This window comes from Melissospora conviva (assembly GCF_049523535.1).
GTDB lineage: Bacteria > Actinomycetota > Actinomycetes > Mycobacteriales > Micromonosporaceae > Melissospora > Melissospora conviva.
On sequence record NZ_JBLLDT010000001.1, the window covers coordinates 509,366 to 531,931 of the forward strand.

Consider the following 22,566-nt stretch of genomic DNA (forward strand, 5'->3'; position numbering starts at 1 on the left):
CGGTTCTGGTAGGCCGGGCACCGCAGGCGACCATCAGGGATGTGTATTCGTCACATCTTGCCTGTTGGGTGACGGATGGCGCGACCCACCATCAATGTGCCGTCGGCGACAACCCCTGCGCGTGCGCGGCGACAACCCTGCGCGTGCGCGGCGACGGGCCCCTGCGCTTGCGGTGCGGCGGTCGCGGCGCACACTGGCACGGTTACCGGCAGGGTGCGACGAGGAGCTGTGCGGTGGAGGATGTGACGGCCCCGGCCGGAATGCGCCGGGACTACCCCGGCGACCGGCCTTTCTCCGAGACGGAGCTGGCCCCGGACTGGGTGAGCCAGTTCCGGCTCTGGTTCGCCGACGCGGTCGCGTACGGGCTGCCGGAGCCGAACGCCATGGTCTTCTCCACCGCCGACCCGGCCGGCCGGCCGAGCAGCCGTACGGTGCTGCTCAAGGGGTACGACGCGCGCGGCTTCGTCTGCTACACCAACTACCACTCCCGCAAGGGCGCCGAGGCGCTGAGCAACCCGTACGCCGCCCTGGTCTTTCCGTGGTTCGCGATGCACCGGCAGGTGGTGGTGACCGGGAACGTGGCGCCGGTGGACCGGGCCGAGACCGAGGCGTACTTCGCCGCCCGGCCGCGGGATTCGCAGCTCGGCGCGTGGGCGAGCGCCCAGTCGCAGGTGGTGCCCGACCGCGCGGCACTGGACGAGAGCTTCGTGGCGGCCGGTGAACGCTTCGGCGCGGGCGAGGTGCCGGCGCCGCCGCACTGGGGTGGGCTGCGGATCGCGCCGCAGACGGTGGAGTTCTGGCAGGGCCGGTCGAGCCGGCTGCACGACCGGCTGCGGTTCCGCCGCGCCGACGGTGGCGCCTGGGTCGTCGAGCGGCTCGCGCCGTGACGAAGACGCCCCGCCGCCCGGGCCGGGCCTGGGCCATCGACGTGCGGCCGCTGCGGGTGCCGGCGTACCGGCGGCTCTGGCTCGGCACCAGCATCTCGATGTTCGGGTTCCACTTCACCGCGGTGGCGGTGCCGGTGGAGCTCTACGCGCTGACCCGGGACTCGTTCTGGGTCGGGATGCTCGGCATCGCCGGCTTCGTGCCGCTGCTGATCTTCGGCCTCTGGGGCGGTGCGATCGCCGACGCGCTCGACCGGCGGCGGCTGCTGCTGGTCAGCTCCGCACTGGCCTGGCTGGCGACGTGTGGCTTCTTCGTCCAGGCGGTGCTGCAGCTGCGCAGTCCGTGGCTGCTGCTGGTGCTGACGGCGCTGCAGTCGGCGGCTTTCGCGGTGAGTTCGCCGACCCGGACCGCGGTCGTGCCCCGGCTGGTCCCGACCTCGCTGGTGCCGGCGGCGAACACCCTGAACTTCACCTCCATCCAGGCCGCGATGGTCCTCGGCCCGCTCACCGTCGGCGTGATCTTCGCCGCGCTGCCGCACGAGACGGCCCTGGCTGTCGCGTACGGGGTCGACGCCCTGCTCTTCGCGGTGTCGCTCTGGGCGGTGTACCGACTGCCGTCGATGCCACGGGTGGGCGCCGACGAGGAGGCGCCGCGGCGGGTGGCGGGGCTGCGTGGCGTCGCCGACGGGCTGCGCTACCTGGCCGCCGCGCCGGTGCTGCTGCTCTCCTTCGCCATCGACCTGATCGCCATGGTGCTCGCCATGCCGCGGGCGCTCTTCCCGGAGATCGCCGAGGGGCGCTTCGGCGGCGGCACCGCGATCGGCTGGCTCTACGCCGCGATCTCGATCGGTTCGGTGCTCGGCGGCCTCACCTCGGGCTGGATCGGCCGGATCAGGCGGCAGGGGCTCGGACTGACGATCGCGGTGGTCGCCTGGGGGCTGGCCGTCGCGGCGGCCGGCCTGGCCGGCTCGCTCTGGCTGATGGTGCTGCTGCTCGCGGTGGCCGGCGCCGCCGACCTGGTCAGCGCGGTGCTGCGCCAGTCGATCCTGCTCGTCTACGCGCCGGACCGGATGCGGGGCCGGCTGCAGGGCGTGAACTCGGTCGTCATCGCCGGCGGCCCGCGCCTGGGCGACCTGCGGGCCGGCGCGATGGGCGCGATGTACGGCGGCATGATCGCCTGGGTGGCCGGCGGTCTGCTCGCCGCGGTGCTCGCCATGCTGCTGGTGGCGTTCTTCCCGGTGCTGCTGCGCTACCGCAGCCCCGACGCCGACGCCGACGCAGAAGGCGGAGCCGATACCGATGCCAGGGCCGACGCCGGAGCCGATCCGGTTGCCGGGGGTGATCCGGCGGCCGGGGTTCCGGGCGTGCAGACCGGTCCGGCCGCGGCCGGCAAGGGGTCGGCGGTGACGCCGTGACCACCGGTACGGGGTGGTAACCGATATGGTCGCGGGCATGCAGACCGCCACGCAGCCCGGCTTCTCCGGCGAACAGTGGACGATCGCGGCCGACGGGCACGAGGCGATCGTCGTCGAGGTCGGCGGCGGGATCCGCGAGTACGCCTCGCACGGTGTCGCGCACCTCGACGGGTACGGCCCGCACGAGGTCTGCCCCAGCTCCGCCGGGCAGGTCCTGGCCCCCTGGCCGAACCGGATCCGCGACGGGCGGTACCCCTTCGCCGGCCGCTCGCACCAGCTCGGACTGACCGAGGCGGCCCGGCGCAACGCGATGCACGGGCTGGTCCGCTGGGTGCGCTGGCGCCTGGTGGAGCGCACCGCCGAGGCGGTCACTGTGGAGCACGACCTGGTGCCGCAGCCCGGCTACCCGTGGCCGCTGCGGTTGCGGACGACCTGGACGGTCGGGGCCGACGGGCTGCGCGCCGTGCACGAGGCGACGAACGTCGGCACCCAGGAGTGCCCCTTCGGGCTGGCTACCCACCCGTACCTGCGGTTGCCGCAGGTGACGGTGGACGATGTGGAGCTGCGGGTGCCGGCCCGCAGCCAACTGCTGACCGACGCGCGCAACCTGCCGGTGGCCCTGCGCCGGGTCGACGGCGGCGAGCACGACTTCAGCCAGGCCCGCCGCATCGGCGCCGCCCAGCTGGACATGACCTTCGGTGACCTGATCCCCGACGACGACGGCTTCTCCCGGGTGACGCTGGCCGGCGGTGACCGGCGGTTGACCGTCTGGGCGGGGCCCGAGTTCCGCTGGTGGCAGATCTTCACCGGCGACACCCTCGGCCCCGTCCGGCAGCGCCGCTCGGTGGCGGTGGAGCCGATGACCTGCCCGCCGGACGCCTTCCGGTCCGGGCGCGACCTGGTCGTGCTGGCACCGGGCCAGACCTGGCGGGGCAGCTGGGGAATCAACCCCTCCTGACGGCGGGAGCCGGGGAGGACAGGACGGGGGAAGCACAGGTGGAGTTCGCGGAGGTGCTCCGGCGACGCCGGATGGTGCGCAACTACGACCCGGACCGGCCGGTGCCGCCCGAGGTGGTGCGCCGGATCCTGGAGCACGCGATCCGGGCGCCCTCGGCCGGGTTCTCGCAGGGCTGGGGGTTCCTGGTGCTGGAGGAGCAGGCCGACCGGGACCGCTTCTGGGCCGCCGCGAGCCCGCCCGGCGGGACCGGCCGCGGCCGGTGGCTCGCCGGCATGCGCAAGGCGCCGCTGATCGTGGTGCCGCACGCCAACCGTTCGGCCTACCTCGACCGGTACGCCGAGCCGGACAAGGGCTGGGCCGACAAGGACGCCGACCGGTGGCCGGTGCCGTACTGGCACATCGACACCGGGTTCGCGGCGCTGCTGATGCTGCTCACGGCGGTCGACGAAGGGCTCGGTGCGTGCTTCTTCGGCATTCCGGCCGAGCGCACCCAGGCGTACCGGGAGGCGTTCGGGGTGCCGACGGAGTACATGCCGATCGGGGCGCTGACGGTCGGCTACCCGGCCGCGGATCACCGCTCGGCGTCGCTCAAGCGGGGACGGCGACCCGTGGAGCAGGTGGTACGGCGGGGCCGGTGGAGCTGACCATGGCGGTACGACGCCGGCCGGTGTCCGACGGGGACACCGCGCCGAGGCGTAACCATGCGATGTCGTCAGCGCTGGCTAGGCTGGCACGGTCATCGGCGCCCGGAACTTGTACGCCGGTGGGCTCGGCACGCCGCGGCGCGGACACTGCCGGCGGCGCGGAGCGGGATGGGAGCGAGTTGTTGTGATCTTCAAAGCGGTCCGGGACGGACGTCCGTACCCGCCACACAATTTCACGCTCAAGCAGTGGGCGGAGATACCGCCGCGCCCGCTGCGGCTGGACCAGCTGGTCACCACGAAGCGGGAGCTGGCGCTCGACCGGCTGCTGGCCGAGGACTCCACCTTCTACGGCGATCTCTTCCCGCATGTCGTGCAGTGGCAGGGCGTCCTCTACCTCGAGGACGGGCTGCACCGGGCGCTGCGGGCGGCGCTGCAGCAGCGCAACCAGATCCACGCCCGTGTCCTGGTGCTCGACGGCGCCGGCGGCTGACCGGGCCGGGCGACCGGCTGGGCCCGGTGGTCGGCTGGGCGGCCCGGCGTCCGGCTGGGCGGAGCGACCGTGCGAGCGGAGCGACCGGACGGGCGGGACGGGGGACCGGTTACAGTGACGGCCATGAGCTCCGCGGCCTCGCTTGACCTGCTGGACATCGACCACTGCCTCAGCGCGGAGGAGCGTCAGATCCGCGCAGTGGTCCGGCAACTGGTGGACCAGCGGGTCCGCCCCGAGGTGGCCGGCTGGTACGAGCAGGGCCGGGTCCCGGTGCGCGAGCTCGCCGCCGAGTTCGGCAAACTGGGGCTGCTCGGGATGCACCTGACCGGTTACGGCTGCGCCGGGGCCTCCGCGGTGGCGTACGGACTGGCCTGCCTGGAACTGGAGGCCGGTGACTCGGGGCTGCGCTCGCTCGTGTCGGTGCAGGGCTCGCTGGCGATGTACGCCATCTGGCGCTACGGCAGCGAGGAGCAGAAGCAGCAGTGGCTGCCGCCCATGGCCGCCGGGGAGGCGATTGGCTGCTTCGGCCTGACCGAACCTGATCACGGCTCCGATCCGGCGTCGATGGCGACCCGGGCCCGGCGTGACGGCAGTGACTGGGTGCTGCACGGCAGCAAGATGTGGATCACCAACGCGCCGGTCGCGGACGTCGCAGTCATCTGGGCGCGGACCGACGAGGGGGTGCGCGGCTTCGTGGTGCCGATGGACACCCCCGGGGTGAGCGCGCCGGAGATCACCCGCAAGATGTCGCTGCGGGCCTCGGTGACCGGCGAGATCGTCCTGGACGACGTGCGGCTGCCGGCCTCGGCGCAGCTGCCCGGGGCAACCGGCCTCAGGGCCCCGCTGAGCTGCCTGACCGAAGCGCGCTACGGCATCGTCTGGGGCGCGCTGGGCGCGGCCCGCGACTGCCTGGAGACCGCGCTGGCGTACGCGATCGGCCGGGAACAGTTCGGCCGGCCCCTGGCGGGCTTCCAGCTCACCCAGGCCAAGCTCGCCGACATGGTGGTGGAGCTGCAGAAGGGCCAGCTGCTGGCGCTGCATCTGGGGCGGACGGCGGAGCGCGGCGCGCTCCGCCCGGAACAGGTCAGCGTCGGCAAGCTCAACAATGTCCGGGAGGCGCTGGCGATCGCCCGGCAGTGCCGCACGATCATGGGCGCGAACGGTATCTCCGGGGAGTATCCGGTGATGCGCCACGCCAACAACCTGGAGAGCGTGCTCACCTACGAGGGCACCGCCGAGATCCATCAGCTCGTCATCGGGCAGCGTCTCACCGGGATCTCCGCCTTCGCCTGAGCGGGCCGGCGGAGCCGGGCGACGGGGGTACGCGAGACACCTTCGCGGACTCCGGTCGCGGCTGTCGCACCGGGGGCTTACCGTCTGACGCAAGACACTTGGGTCTGGACAGGACGGTGAGGGCGATGTCGCAAAATGACGATGTCACGCAGCCCGGAGATTCCCCCGCTGCCGGTGGTGACGCCGACCCCGGCAGCACCAGAGCCGGCAGCACTGACGCCGGCAGCATTGACGGCGGCCGTGCCGCCGACCCCGGCAGCACCGTGGCAGGCGGCACTGACGCCGCCGGCGCCGATGTCGCGTCGGCCGAGGCCGGCAGTTCGGGCGTACGGGGATATCTCGTGGTGGCCGGGCTGCTCGCGATCGCGCTGCTGGCGGTCGTCGGGCTGCGTCAGGCCGACCTCTGGCCGAGCTGGCGCAACCCCTTCGCGCAGCAGGAGACCGACCGCAGCCAGCCGGTGCTGCTGGAGTCGATCCAGGACCTGAGCCGGTACGTCGCCGCCGAGGGGAACTTCCAGGTCGTCATCGACCTGCAGTCCGACCGGGAGTACGTGCCGGAGTTCCTGCTCAACGAGCGGACCCTCTTCGTCGGAGCGGGCAGCGTCGAGGCGTACGTCGACTTCGCCCAGATCGCCGAGGGCGCGATCGTGGAGTCCGCCGACGGCAGGACGGTCGAGATCAGGTTGCCGGCCCCGCAGCTCGGCGAGGCGAACCTGGACATGGAGAAGAGCTACGTCTTCGCCGAGAAGCGCGGGCTGCTCAACCGTCTCGGCGACGTCTTCGACAACGACCCCAACCGCCAGCAGCGGGTCTATCAGCTGGCCGAGGAGCGGATCACCGCCGCGGCCCGGGAGACCGGGCTGACGCTGCGGGCCGAGGAGAACACCCGCAAGATGCTGGAGGGGCTGCTCCGCTCGCTCGGCTACGAGCAGATCACCATCACGTACGCCGCCCCGTAGGCCGCGGCCGCCGCCGGGCCGGATCACCGGCCCGGCGCAGCGGCCGCACGGCGTCACCGGTCAGGCGTGGTTCTCGTTCGGCATCAGGATCCAGAGCACCAGGTAGACGATCACCTGGGTGCCCGGTAGCAGCAACGAGGCCACGAAGAGCAGGCGGACTAGGCCGACAGAGAGGCCGAAGCGCTGGGCGAGGCCGGCGCAGACGCCGGCGAGCATGCGACCGTTCCGGGGGCGGGACAGCGTGCGTTTCATGATCATCTCCACTCTGCGGCGGGTGCCGCATCGATACCTCAACGGTAGGTGGCGCCGGGGTGCGCGCCCTCCGCCTGCGGAGGGATTCCGGTGTCGTGGACCCGTAGGTACATACCCCGAAGACGGCCTGGGACGCCGATCCGCCGGCCTCCGGGTCACGCCGCACGCCCGGCCCCGGCCCACAACGGCGCGGGCGGCGTATTCGCGCGGGTCCTGCGTACTTGCCGGACGGGACAGGCATCGATCAGTAGGGTCGGCGATGACGCGGACTGACTGGAGGCGGTGATGACGTCCGGCGTGCTCTCCCTCTGGACGCGACGCGACTCGCTGCGCATCCTCGTCAAGCGGGACCTGGCGGTGAAATACCAGCAGTCGGTGCTCGGCTATCTCTGGTCGCTGATCGAGCCACTGGCCATGGGCGGCATCTACTACTTCGTCTTCGGCGTGCTCTACTCCCGCGACACCAACCGGCACCTCGGTGAGGCGGCCGGGTCGTACCCGCTCTTTCTGATCACCGGCATCTTCGCCTGGATGTGGACCAACGCGGCGATCAGCGAGGCGGCGAAAGCCCTCACCAGCCAGGCCCGGCTGATCACCACACTGAACGTGCCGCGGGAGATCTTTCCGGTCGGGCGGGTGGCGGCCCGCTTCGCCGAGTACGTCGCCGGCCTGCCGGTGCTGGCGGCCATCGCCCTGGCGTACGCCCTCGGCGGCAAGATCAGCCCCGGCTGGTCGCTGCTGGTGCTGCCGCTGGCGATCACCCTGCAGGCGATGCTGCTGATCGGCCTGTCACTGCTGCTGTCGGCGCTGAACGTGCTGATGCGCGACATCGAGCGCTTCATCCGCCTGCTGACCCGGCTGCTCTTCTACGCCACCCCGATCATCTATCCGTACAGCCTGGTGCGGGAGTCCTCGGCGCCCGGCTGGCTGAAGTTCGCCTACGAGCTCAACCCGCTCGTCGGCATCTTCCAGCTGCACCACTCGATCTGGTATCCGGACGAGTTCCCCGACACCCGGCTGCTGCTGATCACGGTGCTGGGCAGCGTCGGCGCCCTGCTGCTCGGCTGGTGGGTATTCCGTCGGCTGGAGCCGGCCGTACTGAAGGAGCTGTAGTGCCGGAGGCGATCATCAGCGCGGAGCGGCTCGGCATCCGTTTCGTGCGCAACCGGCGGCGGCAGCTGCGGCTGCGGGAGATGTTTATCCACCGCGGCGGGCGCACGGTGCGCCCCACCCAGTTCTGGCCGCTGCGGGATCTGAGCTTCGAGGTCTTCCCCGGGGACACGGTCGGGGTGATCGGGCGCAACGGCACCGGCAAGAGCACCCTGCTGCGGTTGATCGCCAAGGTGCTGATTCCCGACGAGGGCCGCATCCGCGTACGGGCCGACGTGGCGCCGCTGCTGGAGCTCTCGGCGGGTTTCTCCAACGATCTGACCGGACGGGAGAACCTGCATCTGGTCGGTGCGCTGCACGGACTCGGCACGCGGCAGCTGCGCCGTGACTTCGACGAGATCGTCGCGTTCGCGGGGGAGCAGGTCGAGCGGGCCATCGACACCCCCGTGCGGCATTATTCCTCCGGAATGAAAGTCCGGCTCGGCTTCGCGATCATCTCCCGGCTGCCGCACCCGATCCTGTTGATGGACGAGGTGACGGCGGTGGGGGACGCGGAGTTCCGGGCCAAGTGCTACACGACGATTGACCGACTGCTCGCGGAGGGGCGCACCCTGGTGCTGGTGTCACACAACGAGAACGACCTGACCCGGTTCTGCAAACGGGGCCTCTTCCTGGACGCCGGCCGGCTGCGGGTCGACGGCACCGTGCAGGAGGCGCTCGACGCCTACCAGGCGGTGCCCCGGTGACCCTTGCCGTCGTGATCGCCGGCGATGCCCGGGACGACCGGTTGCCGGCGGAGCGCATCGCCGGGCAGTGGCGCCAGGCCGGCGCCGCGGAGGTCCGCGTCGTCGCCGACCTCGCGGAGCTGGCGGAACTGGCCGCGGCGGCGGAGCGGCCGCTGGTGGTCAGCGGCGCGGACCTGGTCGCGCACACCGCGGTCCTGCGGCATCTGCTCACCGCCCCGATGGGGCCGACCGGCGCGCTGGTGCTGACCGATGCGCCCGCCGCGGGTCAGGCCGTCGTCCGGGAGGAGCGCGGGCAGGTGGTCCGCGCGGGCGCGGTGGCCGACGCCGAGGCGACCGGGGTCTTCGGTGGCGCGCTGAAGGTCGGCGTGGCCGACCTGCCGGCGCTGGCCCGCGCGGCCGCCGAAGCCGGGCACGCCCACCGGCCCGGCCACGCCCAGCAGGCGGGCCAGTCCAACTGGCCCGACCCGGCCGGCCGGGAGCCGGTTGACGAGCTTCTCGTCCGGTTCGCCGCGGCTGGCGCCCCGATCTTCGCCCAGCGGGTACGGCTGCTCGTCGCGCACCGGGTCACCGACGCGGCACAGCTCGCCGCCGCCGAGGCCGAGGTGGCGGCCGTCGACTCCGACCGGGCCGAGCTGCGCCTGTCGGTCAAGGAACGCGACGACCTCTTCACCACGTACTGCGTCAGCACCTGGTCGCCGCAGGTGGCCAAGCTGGCGGCCCGGATCGGGCTGGGGCCGACCGCGGTGACGATGATCTCGGTGTTCTTCGCGGTGGCCGCGGCCGGGCTCTTCGCCGTCTCCGGCGCGCTGACCAGCGGGGCACGCCTGGCGCTGGTCGCCGGTGGCGTGCTGCTCTACCTCGGTTTCGTGCTCGACTGCGTCGACGGGCAACTGGCCCGCTACACCCGCAACTTCAGCGCCTGGGGCGGCTGGCTGGACACGATGGCCGACCGGGCGAAGGAGTACCTGGTCTACGCCGGGCTCGGAATCGGGGTGGAGCTGGCCGGGCTCGGGCCGGGCTGGGCGCTGGCCATCGCGGCGATGACGCTGCAGACGGTGCGGCACATGACCGACACCTGGTACGGGGTGCTGCACGACGAGGCGGCACGACGTCCCGCCCCGGACGCCGCCACCGGTGGGCTCGGCGGCCGGCTCAGTCAGGCCTCCAACCGCGTGCAGGCCGACACCGGCTCGGCGATGTACTGGATCAAGCGGACTGTCGTCTTCCCGATCGGCGAGCGCTGGGCCTTGATCGCGGTGACGGCGGCGCTGTTCAATCCGCTGGTCAGCCTGGTGGCGGTGCTGGCCTGGGGTGCGCTGGCCTTCGCGTACACGATGGGGCTGCGGACGCTGCGGGCCCGGTCGATGCGGGTCGCGGTGATGTCCACCGTGGATGCCCGGCTGCACCGCGACGACGGTCCGCTGCTGCGCCGGCTGCCCGGGTTCGGCGCTCCGCTGCCGGTTGCCGTGCTCGCCGCGCTGGCGGCTGGAGGGCTGCTGCTGTCGGCGCTGACCGGGGCCGGGGCGACGGCGGTGGCGGTCGGGTCGGTGCTGGTGCTGCTGCTGGTGCTCGCCGCCGCGGCCGCCGGGGGGCGCCCGCATACCGGCGCGCTGGACTGGCTGGTGCCGGCGGCGCTGCGTGCCGCGGAGTATCTGCTGGTGATTGCGGTGGGGGTGGCCGGGGACGTGCCCGCGCCGTTGATTTTCGCCCTGCTCTTCGTGCTCGCCCTGCGGCACTACGACCTGACGGCGCGGCTGGAGAAGCGGCAGGCGGCGCCGCCGTTGCACGACGCCGGGCTCGGCGGGGACGGCCGGGCGATCCTGCTGGTTGCCGCGCTCTTGGCCGGAATCACCACCTACGCCGTTGCTACACTCTCCGTGTATTTGCTGTCACTCTTTGTGGTCAGCGTGATTCTGACGTGGGCCGTTTCCCCGCGCCGCGCGCCACGTCCGCAGGCCGCCGCCGCTGACAGCGTCAAGGGGGTGCAGACACCCGGCTGACCCGAGGGGACGGAAGAGATGACGCTGATCAGCTTCGTCGTCCCCGCCTACCGGGTGCAGGGTTACCTGCGCGAATGCCTCGACTCCATCTGCGGTCAGCCCGGCGCCGATATCGAGGTCATCGGCGTCGACGACTGCTCACCGGACAGCAGCGGCGAGATCCTCGCCGAGTACGCCCGGCGCGATTCGCGCGTACGGGTCGTCTCGCTGCCCGCCAACAGCGGCCTCGGCGCGGCCCGCAACGCCGGGCTCGCCGAGGCCCGCGGCGAGTACGTCTGGTTCGTCGACGGCGACGACTGGCTCGCCGAAGGATGCCTGCGGCCGGTGGCCGAGCGGCTCGCGGCGGTCCGTCCCGACGTGCTGATCGTCGACCACGTCCGGGTCGACTGGCGGGGCGCCGCCGGCCGCAGCGCCATGTCCGAGGTGCTCACCGACAGCCCCGGAACGCGGGTCTTCGCACTGCGCGAACGCCCCGAGGTGATCCGCCTGCTGCACACCGCCTGGAACAAGGTCGTGCGCCGCGACATTCTCACCGACCTCGGCATCGGCTTCGCCGACGGCTGGTACGAGGACGTCTCCTTCACCTACCCGCTGCTGATGTCCGCCGAGCGCATCAGCGTGCTGGACCGGGTCTGCGTCAACTACCGGCAGCGGCTCAGCGGCGCGATCACCGGCACCCCCAGCGCCCGGCACTTCGAGATCTTCGAGCACTGGCAGCGGGTGCACGACCACCTCGAGGGACTCGGGGCCGCCGGCGAGCCGCTGCGGCCGTACCTCTTCGAGCGGATGATCTGGCACTACCTGATCGTGCTCGGCAACGGCCGGCGCGTGCCGGCGGCGCTGCGGCGCGCCTTCTTCGAGCGGATCGTCGCCGACTACCGGCGCCGGCTGCCGCCCGGCGGCTACCCGGTCGCCTCCCGCGCCGACCAGCTCAAGCACAGGCTGGTCGCCGCCGGTCAGTGGCACACCTTCGCCGCCCTGCGGGTCGCCGGCCGCGCCGGCCGCGGCCTGCCCCGGACCCGCGAGATCGCCCGGCGCGGCCGGACCCTGCTGCTGCGCGAGTACTACCGCGCCCAGCTCCGGCTCCCGATCGAGCCGGACCTGGCGATCTTCAGCGCCTACTGGTACCGCGGTTACGCCTGCAACCCGGCCGCCATCCACGCCAAGCTGCGCGAACTCGCCCCCGGCGTCCGCGGCCTCTGGGTCGTCCGCCGCGACCTCGCCGGCGGGCTGCCCGGCGACGTCGACCACGTAGTGGCCGGCACCCCCGCCTACTACCGGGCGCTGGCCCGCGCCCGCTGGCTGGTGAACAACGTGAACTTCCCGGACTGGGTGGTGAAGCGGGCCGGCAGCGTGCACGTGCAGACCCACCACGGCAGTCCCGTCAAGGTGATGGGGCTGGACCAGCAGCGCTACCCGGCCGGCGCCCCCGGGATGAACTTCGACCGGATGCTGCGGCGGGTGCAGCGCTGGGACTACAGCATCAGCTCCAACACCTTCTCCAGCCAGATGTGGGAGCGGGCCTACCCCGGCCACTACGCCCACCTCGAGGTCGGCTACCCGCGCAACGACCGCCTGGTCAACGCCACCGCCGCCGACGTCGCCGCCGCGCGGCGGCGGGTCGGCGCCGCGCCCGGCGACCGGGTGGTGCTCTACCTGCCCACCCACCGCGAGTACCACCGCGGCTACCGCCCGCCGTTCGACCCGCGCCGGCTGCTCGCCGCGATCGGCCCGCGGGCGCGGCTGCTGATCCGCGGGCACTACCTCGAAGAAGCCGACCTCCTCGCCGCGGCGCCCCGCACGCCCGGGCTGCGTGACGTCGGGGCGCACCCGGACGTCGTCGAGCTCTACCTCGCCGCCGACGTGCTGGTCACCGACTACTCCTCCGCGATGTTCGACTACGCCCTGCTCGACCGGCCGATCGTCGTCTACGCCCCCGACTGGGAGATCTACCGGCTGGCACGCGGGGTCTACTTCGACCTGCTGGCCGAACCGCCGGGCGCGGTGGCGATCACCTTCGACGACCTGGTGGCACTCTTCGCGCGGGACGAAATCGACAGCCCGGCGGCGGCCGCCGCCCGCCAGGAGTTCCGCCGCCGGTTCTGCCACCTCGACGACGGCCGCGCCGCCGAACGGGTGGTACGCCAGGTCTTCCTCACCGAACCGGCCTGAGGTGTGCACATCGGCGGGGAGCCCGGCATGTCAACCCGATCACCGATAGATTCGACCCATGCTCGGCCTTCCCGCACGAATAACCGCCTGCCTCTTCGACCTGGACGGCGTTCTCACCCAGACGGCGCAGGTGCACCGGGTCGCCTGGGCACAGACCTTCGACTCGTACCTGCGTGATCAGGCCGTGGCTGGCGGGGGCGAGTTCCTCGCCTTCGACCCGGCCTCGGACTACAACCGGTACGTCGACGGGCGCCCCCGCGCCGACGGGGTCCGCACCTTCCTGGCCTCCCGCGGCATCGTGCTTCCCGACGGGGAGCCGGACGACCCGCCGACGGCCGAGACCGTCAACGGGCTGGGCAACCGCAAGAACGTGGTGCTGCTGCAGCGGCTGCGTACCGACGGGGTGGAGGTATTTCCCGGCTCGGTCGACTACCTGCGCGCCGTCGCCCGCGCCGGACTGCCCCGGGCTGTCGTCTCGGCCAGCGCCAACGCCGAAGAGGTACTCGCCGCGGCCGGTCTGACCGAGCTGCTCGACGCCCGCGTCGACGGGGTCGTCGCCCGGGCCGAAGGGCTGCGCGGCAAGCCGTACCCGGACACCTTCCTGGCCGGGGCGGCCCGGCTCGGCGTCCCGCCCGGGCAGGCCGCCGTCTTCGAGGACGCCATCGCCGGCGTCGAAGCCGGCCGGGCCGGCGGATTCGGCTACGTGGTCGGAGTCGACCGGGTGGGCCAGGGACCGGAGCTGCTCGCGGCCGGCGCCGACATCGTCGTGGCCGACCTGGCTGAGCTGATGGAACAGGAGACCGCGGCATGATCCGTGAACGGGCTTTTCCAGTCGACCCCTGGTGCATCCGGGAGACCCGGCTCGACCTGGACGTGCTGGCCCAGTCCGAGTCGATCTTCGCCCTCTCGAACGGTCACGTCGGGCTCCGCGGCAACCTCGACGAGGGGGAGCCGCACGGCCTGCCCGGCACCTACCTCAACTCCTTCTACGAGCTGCGGCCGCTGCCGTACGCGGAGGCCGGCTACGGCTTCCCCGAGTCCGGCCAGACGATCGTCAACGTCACCAACGGCAAGCTGATCCGGCTGCTCGTCGACGACGAACCGCTGGACGTGCGCTACGGCGAGCTGCTGGAGCACGAACGTCAGCTCGACCTCCGTGACGGGCTGCTCAAACGGCAGCTGCACTGGCGCTCTCCGGCCGGTCGGGACGTACGGGTGCGCACCACCCGGCTCGTCTCCTTCACCCAGCGTTCGGTCGCCGCGATCCACTACGAGGTGGAGGCGGTCGACGACGTCGTCCGCATCACGCTCCAGTCCGAGCTGGTCGCCAACGAGGCGCTGCCGCCACAGAGCCGCGACCCGCGGGTGGCCGCGGTGCTGGAGTCGCCCCTGCAGGCCGAGGAGCGGCTGCTCAAGGAGAGCGGCGGCCTGCTGATGCACCAGACCAAGGTCAGCGGACTGCGGGTCGCCGCCGCGATGGACCACCAGGTCGAGGGCCCGGACCGCACCACAATCGCCACCGAGGGGTACGAGGACTGGCTGCGCACCACCGTCGGCTGTGTGCTCAAACCCGGCGAGAAGCTCACCGTGATCAAGTACTTTGCGTACGGCTGGTCCAGCCGGCGCTCGCTGCCGGCGCTGCGCGACCAGGTCGACGCCGCGCTGGACGCCGCGCTGCTCACCGGCTGGGACGGGCTGCTGCGTGAGCAGCGGGAGTACCTGGACGAGTTCTGGGAGACCTCCGACGTGCACGTCGACGGCGACCCCGAGGTGCAGCAGGCGGTCCGCTTCGGGCTCTTCCACGTGCTCCAGGCCGGTATCCGCGCCGAACGCCGGCCGATCGCCGCCAAGGGGCTCACCGGGCCCGGCTACGACGGGCACTCCTTCTGGGACACCGAGACGTTCGTGCTGCCGGTGCTGACCTACACCCGGCCCGCGGCGGTGGCCGACGCGCTCTACTGGCGCTACTCCACCCTTGACTCGGCCCGCGACCGGGCCCGCACGCTCAACCACGCCGGCGCGGCCTTCCCGTGGCGGACGATCAACGGCCAGGAGTCCTCGGCGTACTGGCCGGCCGGCACCGCCTCGTTCCACATCGCCGCCGACATCGCCGACGCCGTACGGCGCTACGTCCAGGCGACCGGTGACGAGCAGTTCGAGCGGGAGGTCGGGCTGGAGCTGCTGGTGGAGACGGCCCGGCTCTGGATCTCGCTGGGCCATCACGACCGGCACGGGGTGTTCCACATCGACGGGGTGACCGGCCCCGACGAGTACACCGCGGTCAAGAACGACAACGTCTACACGAATCTGATGGCGCAGCGGAACCTGCTCGTCGCCGCCGACGCGGCCACCCGCCACCAGACCTACGCCGAGCAGCTCGGGGTCACCGACCACGAGACCGCCACCTGGCGGGACGCGGCGATGGACATGAACGTCCCCTTCGACGACGAGCTGAGCGTGCACCAGCAGGTTGAGGGCTACACCCGCCTGCAGGAGTGGGACTTCAAGAACACCCCGCAGGAGAAGTACCCGCTGCTGCTGCACTTCCCCTATTTCGACCTCTACCGCCGGCAGGCGATCAAGCAGGCCGATCTGGTGCTGGCGATGCACTGGCGGGGCGATGCCTTCGACGCCGACCAGAAGCTGCGCAACTTCCTCTACTACGAGCGGCGGACGGTGCGCGACTCGTCCCTGTCGGCGTGCACCCAGGCCGTCATCGCCGCCGAGGTGGGCTTCCTGGAGCTGGCGCACGACTATCTGCGCGAGGCCGCGCTGATGGACCTGCACGACCTGGCGGAGAACACCCGCGACGGCGTGCACATCGCTTCGCTGGCCGGGGCGTGGATCGCGCTGGTCGCCGGCTTCGGCGGCTTCCGCGACCACGAGCCGATTCCGGACTTCGCGCCCCGGCTACCGGGGCGGATCACCCGCCTCGAGTTCTCGGTGCTCTGGCGGGGGCTGCGGCTGCGGGTGCGGATCACGGCCGAGGAGGCGACGTACAACCTGGTCGGGGCCGACGACGATGCGTCGCTGGAGATCCGCCATCACGGTGAGAAGGTGGTGGTGACCGGCGGTCAGCCGGTCACCTGCGCGCTGCCGGAGATCCCGACGCCGCCGGTCGCCCCGCGACAGCCACCGGGCCGGGCGCCGCTGCGCCGCAACTACAGCCCGGACTTCTGACGCCCTGATCCAGCCGACAGCCCGCACGGGCTGGTGAGAGGCCCGGATCCGCGGAGTCGTTCACGTCAGGTCCCGCCGAAGGGGGGCGATCACGGCGAGAATCGCCGCAGCGGCCGCGTACGCCACGAGGACCGAGGCGCCAAGCACGGGCGAGGCCACCGTTGCAGGTGCCAGCGCGGTCTGGCTCGCGATCGCGTCGGTGAGGAAGTCGAAACTCGTCAGTGACGCCGTTGCGCCGCCTGGCAGGAACGGGTAGATGGCATTGATGCCGGGGATCAGCATCAGGATGTACTCCGCGAACATGAAGTAGCCGAGCACGATTCCGATTGCGACGAGCGGCGAACGCGCCAACGCGCCGATTCCGACACCGAGCAGCATGTAGGCGGCAGCGGCGAGACTGAGCTGGATGAGTGCTGGCGTCAGATCCGCAGGGTCGACGCCCAGCGGCACACCGCGCATCCAGGACGCGACGATCAGGGCGAGCAGGGCCGATAGCGAGACGATAGTGCCGTAGACGATGCCCAGCACCGTGTAAACGGTGAGCTTGGCCGTGAGTACTCGACCCCGTCGAGGGACGACGAGGAACGTCGTCCCGATCGTGCGGTGCCGGTACTCGCTCGTGATCGCGACGGTCCCGATCAGTGCGGGAACGAAGAGAAGGACCGTACCGATGCCGAGCACGAACCCCACGCCTTCGGGCGTGTCGATGTCCGGCATGGGGGGCTGGGCGTTCTGCGGTCCGGTGAGCGCAAGGAGAAGGGTCAATCCGCCTCCGCACGCGAGCGCGATGAGTGTCGACCACAGCGGTACGCCCGTGGCGCGCAGTCGCGCGACTTCTCCGTGAATGACGTTCATGAGAGGGGCCCTTTCTGTGTCAGGCGCAGGAAGGCTTCCTCGAGGGGCGCGTCTTTCGTCACGAGTTGTTCGAGTGCACCCGTCCAGACGGTGCGGCCGTGGTCGATGAGGATGACGTCGTCGATCGTGTGCTCGATCTCATGGAGCACATGGCTGGAGAGCAGTACTGCGCCGCCGGCATCTGCGAACCTGCGCAGGAACGTCCGAAGCCAGGCGATTCCGCCCGGGTCGAGGCCGTTCGATGGCTCATCCAGCACGAGGATGTCGGGGTCGCCGAGCATTGCGGTCGCCAGCGCGAGGCGCTGGCGCATCCCGGTGGAGAATGTGCCGATCCGGCGATCGGCGTACGACTGTGCCTCTACGAGCGATAACACGGTGTCGACCCGCGACCGGGCCATCCCCCCGAGTGCCGCGTACGTGCGAAGGTGAGCGCGTGCCGTCATGCGCGGATGGGCCGACGCGATGTCCAGCACAGCGCCCACCCTTTTCGCAGGCGCAGGCAGGTGCGCATAGGGCAGACCGGCAATGTGCGCCTCACCGTTGTCCGGGCGGACCAGGCCGAGCAGTGCGCGCATCAGCGTGGATTTCCCCGCCCCGTTGGGGCCGAGAAACCCGACGACGCGCCCGAACTCGGCTCGCAAAGCCACATCTTCCAGCGCGACGACTGCCCCGAACCGCTTCGAAAGGCCCCTGACCTCGATCGCAGCGCTCACGGGTGCACGCCTGATCGGAGATCTGCCGCAATCGACTCTGCATCGTCGGTACTCAGAAGGATCTCGTCGAACCCGACCGTGGCTCGGTCAACGGCGATCCGGAGCAGCGGGTGCCCGCGCTTCATCGAGACCAGGCGCCGCACTCCTGAAGGGTGCCTGAACGTCCCCAGCTTGCGGAAGCCGGAGACGACGAGACCGGATCTCACCCCGAGCATCTCTGAGGTCCACCCCTGTCCGGTTGATACATCTCGGATCGCCGACTTCGGTATCAGCAGCTGCGGCAGGCCCGTCATCGTCGCCTCCCATCCGGGGAACTGCACGTGCACCCCCGTTCGGTCGCAGGTGACGGTCGTCATCGTGCTCTCCTTGATCGTTAGAATGGAATCGTACTGGGAACATTATCAGGCTGAGAATGGTTGGGGGTCAAGGTGTCGGACAAGCTCGCTCTGGCGGATGTCGTGCTGCACCCGGTCCGGTTGCGAATCATCCAGCAGCTGGGCGGGCGCAACCGCACGACGGCACAGTTGCGCGAGGCGCTCCCGGATATCCCGCAGGCCACGCTCTATCGCCATGTGGCCGCGCTCCTCGACGCCGGGGTCGTCGCGGTGGTCGATGAGCGCCGGTCCCGAGGCGCCATCGAGCGAACCTTGGCGCTGGGGGATCGAATGGCCGCCGTCGACCACGCCGAGCTTCTCGCCATGAGCGGTGCTCAACTCCGCACCGCCTTCCTGACCTTCCTGGGTGACGTCACACGTGACTTCGACCGCTTCCTCGGTGCAGAGTCGGCCCAGTCGCGTGAGTTGGTCGGATTCGCGCGAACGCCCCTCTACGTGAACACGGAAGACCTCGCCACGATCCAAGCAGGCCTCGCCGACCTGCTCGCCCCCTATCTGGCGGAACGAGAGGACGGCCGACAACGCGTCAACCTCGCCACGATCCTCCTTCCCGACCTCTGAATAAATGAAGCAGGACCGGGTTGAGCCTCACGACGAGAACGACGGTAAAGGAGCCAAGATGCCAACGACGAAGCACATCCTTGTCTACTCAGACTCGCTGACCTGGGGCATCATCCCGACGACCCGGCAGCGACTCCCTTTCGAGGAGCGCTGGCCCGGAGTTCTGCACGCCGCGCTCAACGCCGGAGAGAATGGGCGCATCCGGCTTACGGAAGACTGTCTCAACGGGCGTCGCACCGCCTTCGACGACCCTTACAAGCCCGGGCGGAACGCGCTCAGCGGGGTCCAACAGGTCATCGAAGCGCAATCCCCGCTCGACATCGTGATTCTCTTGCTCGGCACCAACGACTTCCAGTCCATGCACCAGCACAAGCCCTGGCACTCCGTGACTGGCATTGCAGCGCTCATCAATGCGATCAGGACAGCGCCGGTCGAGCCCGGAATGCCGGTCCCGCCGATTCTCGTCATCGCGCCCCCGCAATTGGACAACCCTCGAGGGCCGATCGGCCCCAAGTTCGAGGGCGGGGATGTGGCCTCCCGAGGTCTCGCGCAGGCGATTCGCCAGGTCAGCGGAGATGCCGGCTGCGCTTTCTTTGACTCGAACACCGTCACCACCAGCAGTACACACGACGGTGTACATCTCGACGCCGATCAGCACCATGCATTGGGAGTCGCACTCGCTCCGGTCGTCGCCAAACTACTGGCAGACGGCGCAACTGACTGAAGCTCCTCAGCCGGCACCGCGGGCGCTAAACGCCTAGAACTGGGACTTCTGACCCGTACGCCGTGCTCCCGGCCGGGAGCACGGCGATGGCCGGCGCGCGGCCGTTACGCCGGTGCCGGCCAGGTGGTCAGCGGGTGCCGTCGGTAGAAGGGCGGCCGGCCCGGTCGTGGGGCGCCACGGCCCGCGGGTCGTCGGCGGTCCGCGCCTTCGCTGCCTCGTCGGCCCAGTCGCTCTCGCCGCTCTTCTTCCGCTTGTGCTCGCTGCCGGCCGCCTTCGGCCTGTTCTGATCCTTACGCCCCATCACACACCTCCCGCTGCTCGACCTGCCCGCCACCGGAACCCCGCTCCATGCCGTACGCGGGACTGCCCTGACCCAGGGCTGCCCGGCGTCAGGTGGGTGCGGCGTACCCGGCGCCGGCTGCGGCAAACGACCGGGCGGTCCGGCGGGGAGCGGGCGGTCCGGCGGGCGGTGGCCCGGCGGAACGGTGGCCCGGTGGTCAGGTGGGGTGGCGGCCGGGAGTGGTGAGTCCGACGGGTGCGGGGGTGGCGGCGGCCGGAGCGGGTATGCGGGCACGGACCCGTGGCCGGGCCGCGGGCGACGTCGAGGCAGGGGAGGCCCGATGCAGGCGCAGCGCCGCGAAACCATGATCCCGAGCGCCGGAACACAGCTGCCGGCCGACCTGTCAGTGCCGCCGGGCAGCAGCGAGGTGGTGCTCTTCGCGCACGGCAGCGGCAGCTCCCGGCGCAGCCCGCGCAACACCGAGGTGGCCCGGCAGCTCAACGAGGCGGCCCTGGCGACGGTCCTGGTCGACCTGCTCACCGGAGACGAGGACGAGCCCGAGGCGATCCACGGCGACCTGCGCTTCGACATCAGCCTGCTCACCGACCGGTTGATCGACATCGTCGACTGGGTGCGCGCCGACCCGCAACTCGGGAAACTGCCGATCGGACTCTTCGGCGCCAGCACCGGCGCTGCCGCGGCGCTCTCCGCCGCGGCGGCCCGCCCTGACGCGGTCCGCGCGGTCGTCTCCCGGGGCGGCCGCCCCGACCTCGCCGGCCCGGCGCTGGCCGACGTGCAGGCCCCGACGCTGCTGCTCGTCGGAGGCCGGGACGAGCAGGTACGCGAACTCAACGAGCGGGCGCTGGACGCGCTGCCGCCCAGCGCGCAGTTGCGGGTGGTACCCGGCGCGACGCACCTGTTCGAGGAGCCGGGGGCGTTGACACAGGTCGCCGACCAGGCCAAGAGCTGGTTTGCGGCGAACCGGTGAGCGGCGTGCGGATCGGCATCCTCGGCGCGGGCCGGCTGGGGGAGGCGCTGGCCCGGCACTGCATCTCGGCCGGGCACCAGGTGGTGATCGCCAACTCCCGTGAGTCGGGGACGCTGGCCCCGCTGGCGCGCCGGCTGGGGCGGTCGCTGCACCCGGCCACGGCCGTCGAGGCCGTCGAGGCCGGCGAGCTGGTCCTGCTCGCCGTCCCGTTCGGCCGCTACTGCGAACTGCCGGCCGGGCTGCTGACCGGAAAACCGGTGGTGGACGCGACGAACTACCGGCCGCGGGTGGACGGGCCGTACCCGGAGCTGGACCTGGACTGGACCACCTCCAGCGAGCTGATCCGGGCGCAGCTGCGCGGCGCGAAGGTGATCAAGGCGTTCAACACGATGCGGGCGGATCAGGTGCGCGACTACGGGCACGAGGCGGGCGCGCTCGAGCGGTACGGCATGCCGCTGGCCGGCGACGACGACCTGGCGAAACGGCGGGTCGAGGATCTGATCGAGCAGTTCGGCTTCGATCCGGTCGACACCGGGGACCTGGCCAACGGGGGCCGGCGGATGCAGCCGGGCGGGGTCGCGTACGGGGTGGTTCTGCCCGGGTCGCAGCTGCGCAGCCGGCTCGGGCCGCCGGTCTACGACCGCCGGGTACGGGCGGCGATGGTTCAGGCCGGTTCCGGGGGCGGCTGACCGGCCGGTGGCAGCTCCCGGGGTTCGTCGGCGGTCCGGCGTCGTTCGGTCGCCACAGCGTCGATCACCCGGTACGTCACCGCGACGATCGGCACCGCCACGAAGGCGCCGGCGATCCCGGCGGCGAGGGTGCCGGTGGTGACCGCCACCAGGATCACCACCGGGTGGAGGCGGACCTGGCGCTTCATCACCAGCGGTTCCAGCAGGTTCCCCTCCAGCTGCTGCACGGCGATCACCGCGAGCGCGGTGAGCAGCGCGGCGGTGGGTCCCTTGGCGGCGAGCGCCACCAGCACGGCGACAATGCCGGCGACGGTGGCCCCGACGATCGGCACGAAGCCGCCGAGGAAGGTGATCAGGGCCAGCGGCAGGGCCAGTGGCACCCGGAGCAGGACCAGGGCGAGGCCGATGCCGAGCGCGTCGACGCCGGCGATGAAGACCGTACCCCGGGTGTACGAGGAGAGGGTGTGCCAGCCGACCCGGCCGGCCCGGGCCCAGAGGGTCCGGCGTTCGGCCGCCACCCGGTCCAGCGTCCACCGCCACATCTGCCGGCCGTCCTTGAGCAGGAAGAAGAGGAGCACGAGGCCGAGCAGGATCGCCCCGGTCACCTGCAGGGCGGTCTGGGCGCCGGCGACGGGGTCGGGGGTGGCGCGTCCGGCGGCGTCGAGGGCCTGCCGGGTCCACCGGTCGAGTTGTTCGCCGCTGACCGGCAGCGAGCCGGTCAGGAAGTCGCGGGTGCGGTCGAGACCGCCGTCGAGTTCGTCGGAGAGGCGCCCGAACTCGCTGGCGGTCAGGGTCCAGACCAGCAGCCCGGCACCGGCGAGGCCGCCGATCAGTGTCAACAGCGAGATCAGCGAGGCCAGGACCGGGCGAAAGCCGAGCCGCCCCAGGGCGGTGCGGAGCGGGTCGAGCAGCGCGGCGAGGAAGAGGGTGGCGGCGAGCGCGATCGCCAGCGGCGCGAGCCGGACGGCGAGGCGGGCGAGGAGATAGAGGGCGGCGGCGACGACGAGCAGGCAGGCGCTCCACACCACGGCGTCCCGGACCAGCCAGGGCAGCCGTTCCCAGCTCTGCCGCGGGCTCGCGCCCGGATCGTCCGACATGTCAGAAATGTAACCCTAGTGGCGCGCGGGTACCGGCCACCTGCCCAGGTGTCCGGTACCCGCCGGCGTCAGCGCACCTTCGACTTCATCTTCTCCATCACGCTGCGCCCGTTCGGCGACGGCGTGCCGTACCGCCGTGGGTTTCGCGGCCGGCTGCACTC

Annotated in this window: 22 protein-coding genes and 1 pseudogene; 17 read left to right on the top strand and 6 right to left on the bottom strand. The window is 71.6% G+C overall.

Annotated features, from left to right (window positions below):
• The first annotated feature begins 260 nt into the window (after positions 1-260).
• The 7 genes and pseudogenes from pdxH to ACK8GG_RS02590 all read left to right on the top strand — a co-directional run bounded on the left by pdxH (position 261) and on the right by ACK8GG_RS02590 (position 6,643).
• Positions 261-887: a pyridoxamine 5'-phosphate oxidase gene (gene pdxH / locus ACK8GG_RS02560; protein WP_440355679.1), complete on the top strand. Its 627-nt coding sequence runs from the start codon at positions 261-263 to the stop codon at positions 885-887.
• Positions 884-2,143, top strand: a pseudogene (locus ACK8GG_RS02565) (MFS transporter); the annotation flags it as partial. The gene pdxH and the pseudogene ACK8GG_RS02565, both read left to right, overlap by 4 nt.
• Before the next feature lie 193 nt (positions 2,144-2,336).
• Entirely contained in the window at positions 2,337-3,257 is a 921-nt protein-coding gene (locus ACK8GG_RS02570) for an aldose 1-epimerase family protein (protein WP_440355436.1), read from the top strand.
• A gap of 38 nt (positions 3,258-3,295) precedes the next feature.
• A complete protein-coding gene (locus tag ACK8GG_RS02575) occupies positions 3,296-3,901 on the top strand; it encodes a nitroreductase family protein (protein WP_440348448.1) in 606 nt (201 codons plus the stop codon).
• Between the two features lie 184 nt (positions 3,902-4,085).
• Positions 4,086-4,391 (top strand): type II toxin-antitoxin system VapB family antitoxin, encoded by a 306-nt coding sequence (locus ACK8GG_RS02580; protein WP_440348447.1) that lies wholly within the window; start codon positions 4,086-4,088, stop codon positions 4,389-4,391.
• 123 nt (positions 4,392-4,514) lie between these two features.
• Entirely contained in the window at positions 4,515-5,684 is a 1,170-nt protein-coding gene (locus ACK8GG_RS02585; RefSeq protein ID WP_440354230.1) for an acyl-CoA dehydrogenase family protein, read from the top strand.
• A 125-nt stretch (positions 5,685-5,809) separates the two neighbouring features.
• Positions 5,810-6,643 (top strand): DUF4230 domain-containing protein, encoded by an 834-nt coding sequence (locus tag ACK8GG_RS02590; protein WP_440348445.1) that lies wholly within the window; start codon positions 5,810-5,812, stop codon positions 6,641-6,643.
• A 60-nt stretch (positions 6,644-6,703) separates the two neighbouring features.
• Here ACK8GG_RS02590 and ACK8GG_RS02595 read toward each other — a convergent pair whose 3' ends face one another.
• The gene (locus tag ACK8GG_RS02595; protein WP_440348444.1) at positions 6,704-6,895 is read right to left on the bottom strand and encodes a PspC domain-containing protein; all 192 of its coding nucleotides are present in this window, start codon (positions 6,893-6,895) and stop codon (positions 6,704-6,706) included.
• A 285-nt stretch (positions 6,896-7,180) separates the two neighbouring features.
• Between ACK8GG_RS02595 and ACK8GG_RS02600 the strand changes: the two genes are divergently transcribed.
• Genes ACK8GG_RS02600 through ACK8GG_RS02625 form a run of 6 tightly spaced genes read left to right on the top strand, consistent with a single transcriptional unit; the run spans position 7,181 to position 16,103 of the window.
• Positions 7,181-8,008, top strand: a complete 828-nt coding sequence (locus ACK8GG_RS02600) for an ABC transporter permease (RefSeq protein WP_440348443.1) — start codon at positions 7,181-7,183, stop codon at positions 8,006-8,008.
• Positions 8,008-8,751: an ABC transporter ATP-binding protein gene (locus ACK8GG_RS02605; RefSeq protein WP_440348442.1), complete on the top strand. Its 744-nt coding sequence runs from the start codon at positions 8,008-8,010 to the stop codon at positions 8,749-8,751. The genes ACK8GG_RS02600 and ACK8GG_RS02605 overlap by 1 nt, the downstream gene beginning before the upstream one ends.
• Positions 8,748-10,751, top strand: a complete 2,004-nt coding sequence (locus tag ACK8GG_RS02610; RefSeq protein ID WP_440355437.1) for a DUF5941 domain-containing protein — start codon at positions 8,748-8,750, stop codon at positions 10,749-10,751. The genes ACK8GG_RS02605 and ACK8GG_RS02610 overlap by 4 nt, the downstream gene beginning before the upstream one ends.
• An 18-nt stretch (positions 10,752-10,769) precedes the next feature.
• Positions 10,770-12,923 carry a bifunctional glycosyltransferase/CDP-glycerol:glycerophosphate glycerophosphotransferase gene (locus ACK8GG_RS02615; protein WP_440348440.1) on the top strand — a complete coding sequence of 718 codons (2,154 nt, stop codon included), beginning with the start codon at positions 10,770-10,772 and terminating at the stop codon, positions 12,921-12,923.
• Positions 12,924-12,981: 58 nt separating this feature from the next.
• The gene (locus ACK8GG_RS02620; protein WP_440354225.1) at positions 12,982-13,734 is read left to right on the top strand and encodes an HAD family hydrolase; all 753 of its coding nucleotides are present in this window, start codon (positions 12,982-12,984) and stop codon (positions 13,732-13,734) included.
• The gene (locus ACK8GG_RS02625) at positions 13,731-16,103 is read left to right on the top strand and encodes a glycoside hydrolase family 65 protein (RefSeq protein WP_440354224.1); all 2,373 of its coding nucleotides are present in this window, start codon (positions 13,731-13,733) and stop codon (positions 16,101-16,103) included. Before ACK8GG_RS02620 ends, ACK8GG_RS02625 begins: the two co-directional genes overlap by 4 nt.
• A 60-nt stretch (positions 16,104-16,163) precedes the next feature.
• Here the strand turns inward: ACK8GG_RS02625 and ACK8GG_RS02630 are convergent, their stop codons facing one another.
• Genes ACK8GG_RS02630 through ACK8GG_RS02640 form a run of 3 tightly spaced genes read right to left on the bottom strand, consistent with a single transcriptional unit; the run spans position 16,164 to position 18,027 of the window.
• Positions 16,164-16,958, bottom strand: coding sequence for an ABC transporter permease (locus tag ACK8GG_RS02630; RefSeq protein ID WP_440354223.1), 795 nt, complete (start codon positions 16,956-16,958; stop codon positions 16,164-16,166).
• Positions 16,955-17,671, bottom strand: coding sequence for an ABC transporter ATP-binding protein (locus ACK8GG_RS02635; RefSeq protein WP_440354222.1), 717 nt, complete (start codon positions 17,669-17,671; stop codon positions 16,955-16,957). The genes ACK8GG_RS02630 and ACK8GG_RS02635 overlap by 4 nt, the downstream gene beginning before the upstream one ends.
• On the bottom strand, positions 17,668-18,027 hold the full coding sequence (locus ACK8GG_RS02640) for a hypothetical protein (RefSeq protein ID WP_440354221.1): 360 nt from the start codon (positions 18,025-18,027) through the stop codon (positions 17,668-17,670). The genes ACK8GG_RS02635 and ACK8GG_RS02640 overlap by 4 nt, the downstream gene beginning before the upstream one ends.
• Before the next feature lie 72 nt (positions 18,028-18,099).
• On the opposite strand from ACK8GG_RS02640, the gene ACK8GG_RS02645 reads away from it, so the two are divergent.
• The gene (locus tag ACK8GG_RS02645; RefSeq protein WP_440348434.1) at positions 18,100-18,627 is read left to right on the top strand and encodes a helix-turn-helix domain-containing protein; all 528 of its coding nucleotides are present in this window, start codon (positions 18,100-18,102) and stop codon (positions 18,625-18,627) included.
• A 58-nt stretch (positions 18,628-18,685) separates the two neighbouring features.
• Positions 18,686-19,351: an SGNH/GDSL hydrolase family protein gene (locus tag ACK8GG_RS02650; RefSeq protein WP_440354220.1), complete on the top strand. Its 666-nt coding sequence runs from the start codon at positions 18,686-18,688 to the stop codon at positions 19,349-19,351.
• Between the two features lie 127 nt (positions 19,352-19,478).
• On the opposite strand, the gene ACK8GG_RS02655 is transcribed toward ACK8GG_RS02650, so the two are convergent.
• Positions 19,479-19,652 (bottom strand): hypothetical protein, encoded by a 174-nt coding sequence (locus tag ACK8GG_RS02655; protein WP_440348432.1) that lies wholly within the window; start codon positions 19,650-19,652, stop codon positions 19,479-19,481.
• Positions 19,653-19,971: 319 nt separating this feature from the next.
• On the opposite strand from ACK8GG_RS02655, the gene ACK8GG_RS02660 reads away from it, so the two are divergent.
• Positions 19,972-20,619, top strand: coding sequence for a dienelactone hydrolase family protein (locus ACK8GG_RS02660; RefSeq protein WP_440348431.1), 648 nt, complete (start codon positions 19,972-19,974; stop codon positions 20,617-20,619).
• Positions 20,616-21,308 carry an NADPH-dependent F420 reductase gene (locus ACK8GG_RS02665; protein ID WP_440354219.1) on the top strand — a complete coding sequence of 231 codons (693 nt, stop codon included), beginning with the start codon at positions 20,616-20,618 and terminating at the stop codon, positions 21,306-21,308. Before ACK8GG_RS02660 ends, ACK8GG_RS02665 begins: the two co-directional genes overlap by 4 nt.
• Here ACK8GG_RS02665 and ACK8GG_RS02670 read toward each other — a convergent pair.
• On the bottom strand, positions 21,284-22,405 hold the full coding sequence (locus tag ACK8GG_RS02670) for an AI-2E family transporter (protein ID WP_440354218.1): 1,122 nt from the start codon (positions 22,403-22,405) through the stop codon (positions 21,284-21,286). The two genes, ACK8GG_RS02665 and ACK8GG_RS02670, sit on opposite strands and share 25 nt — an antisense overlap.
• Between the last annotated feature and the right edge of the window lie 161 nt (positions 22,406-22,566).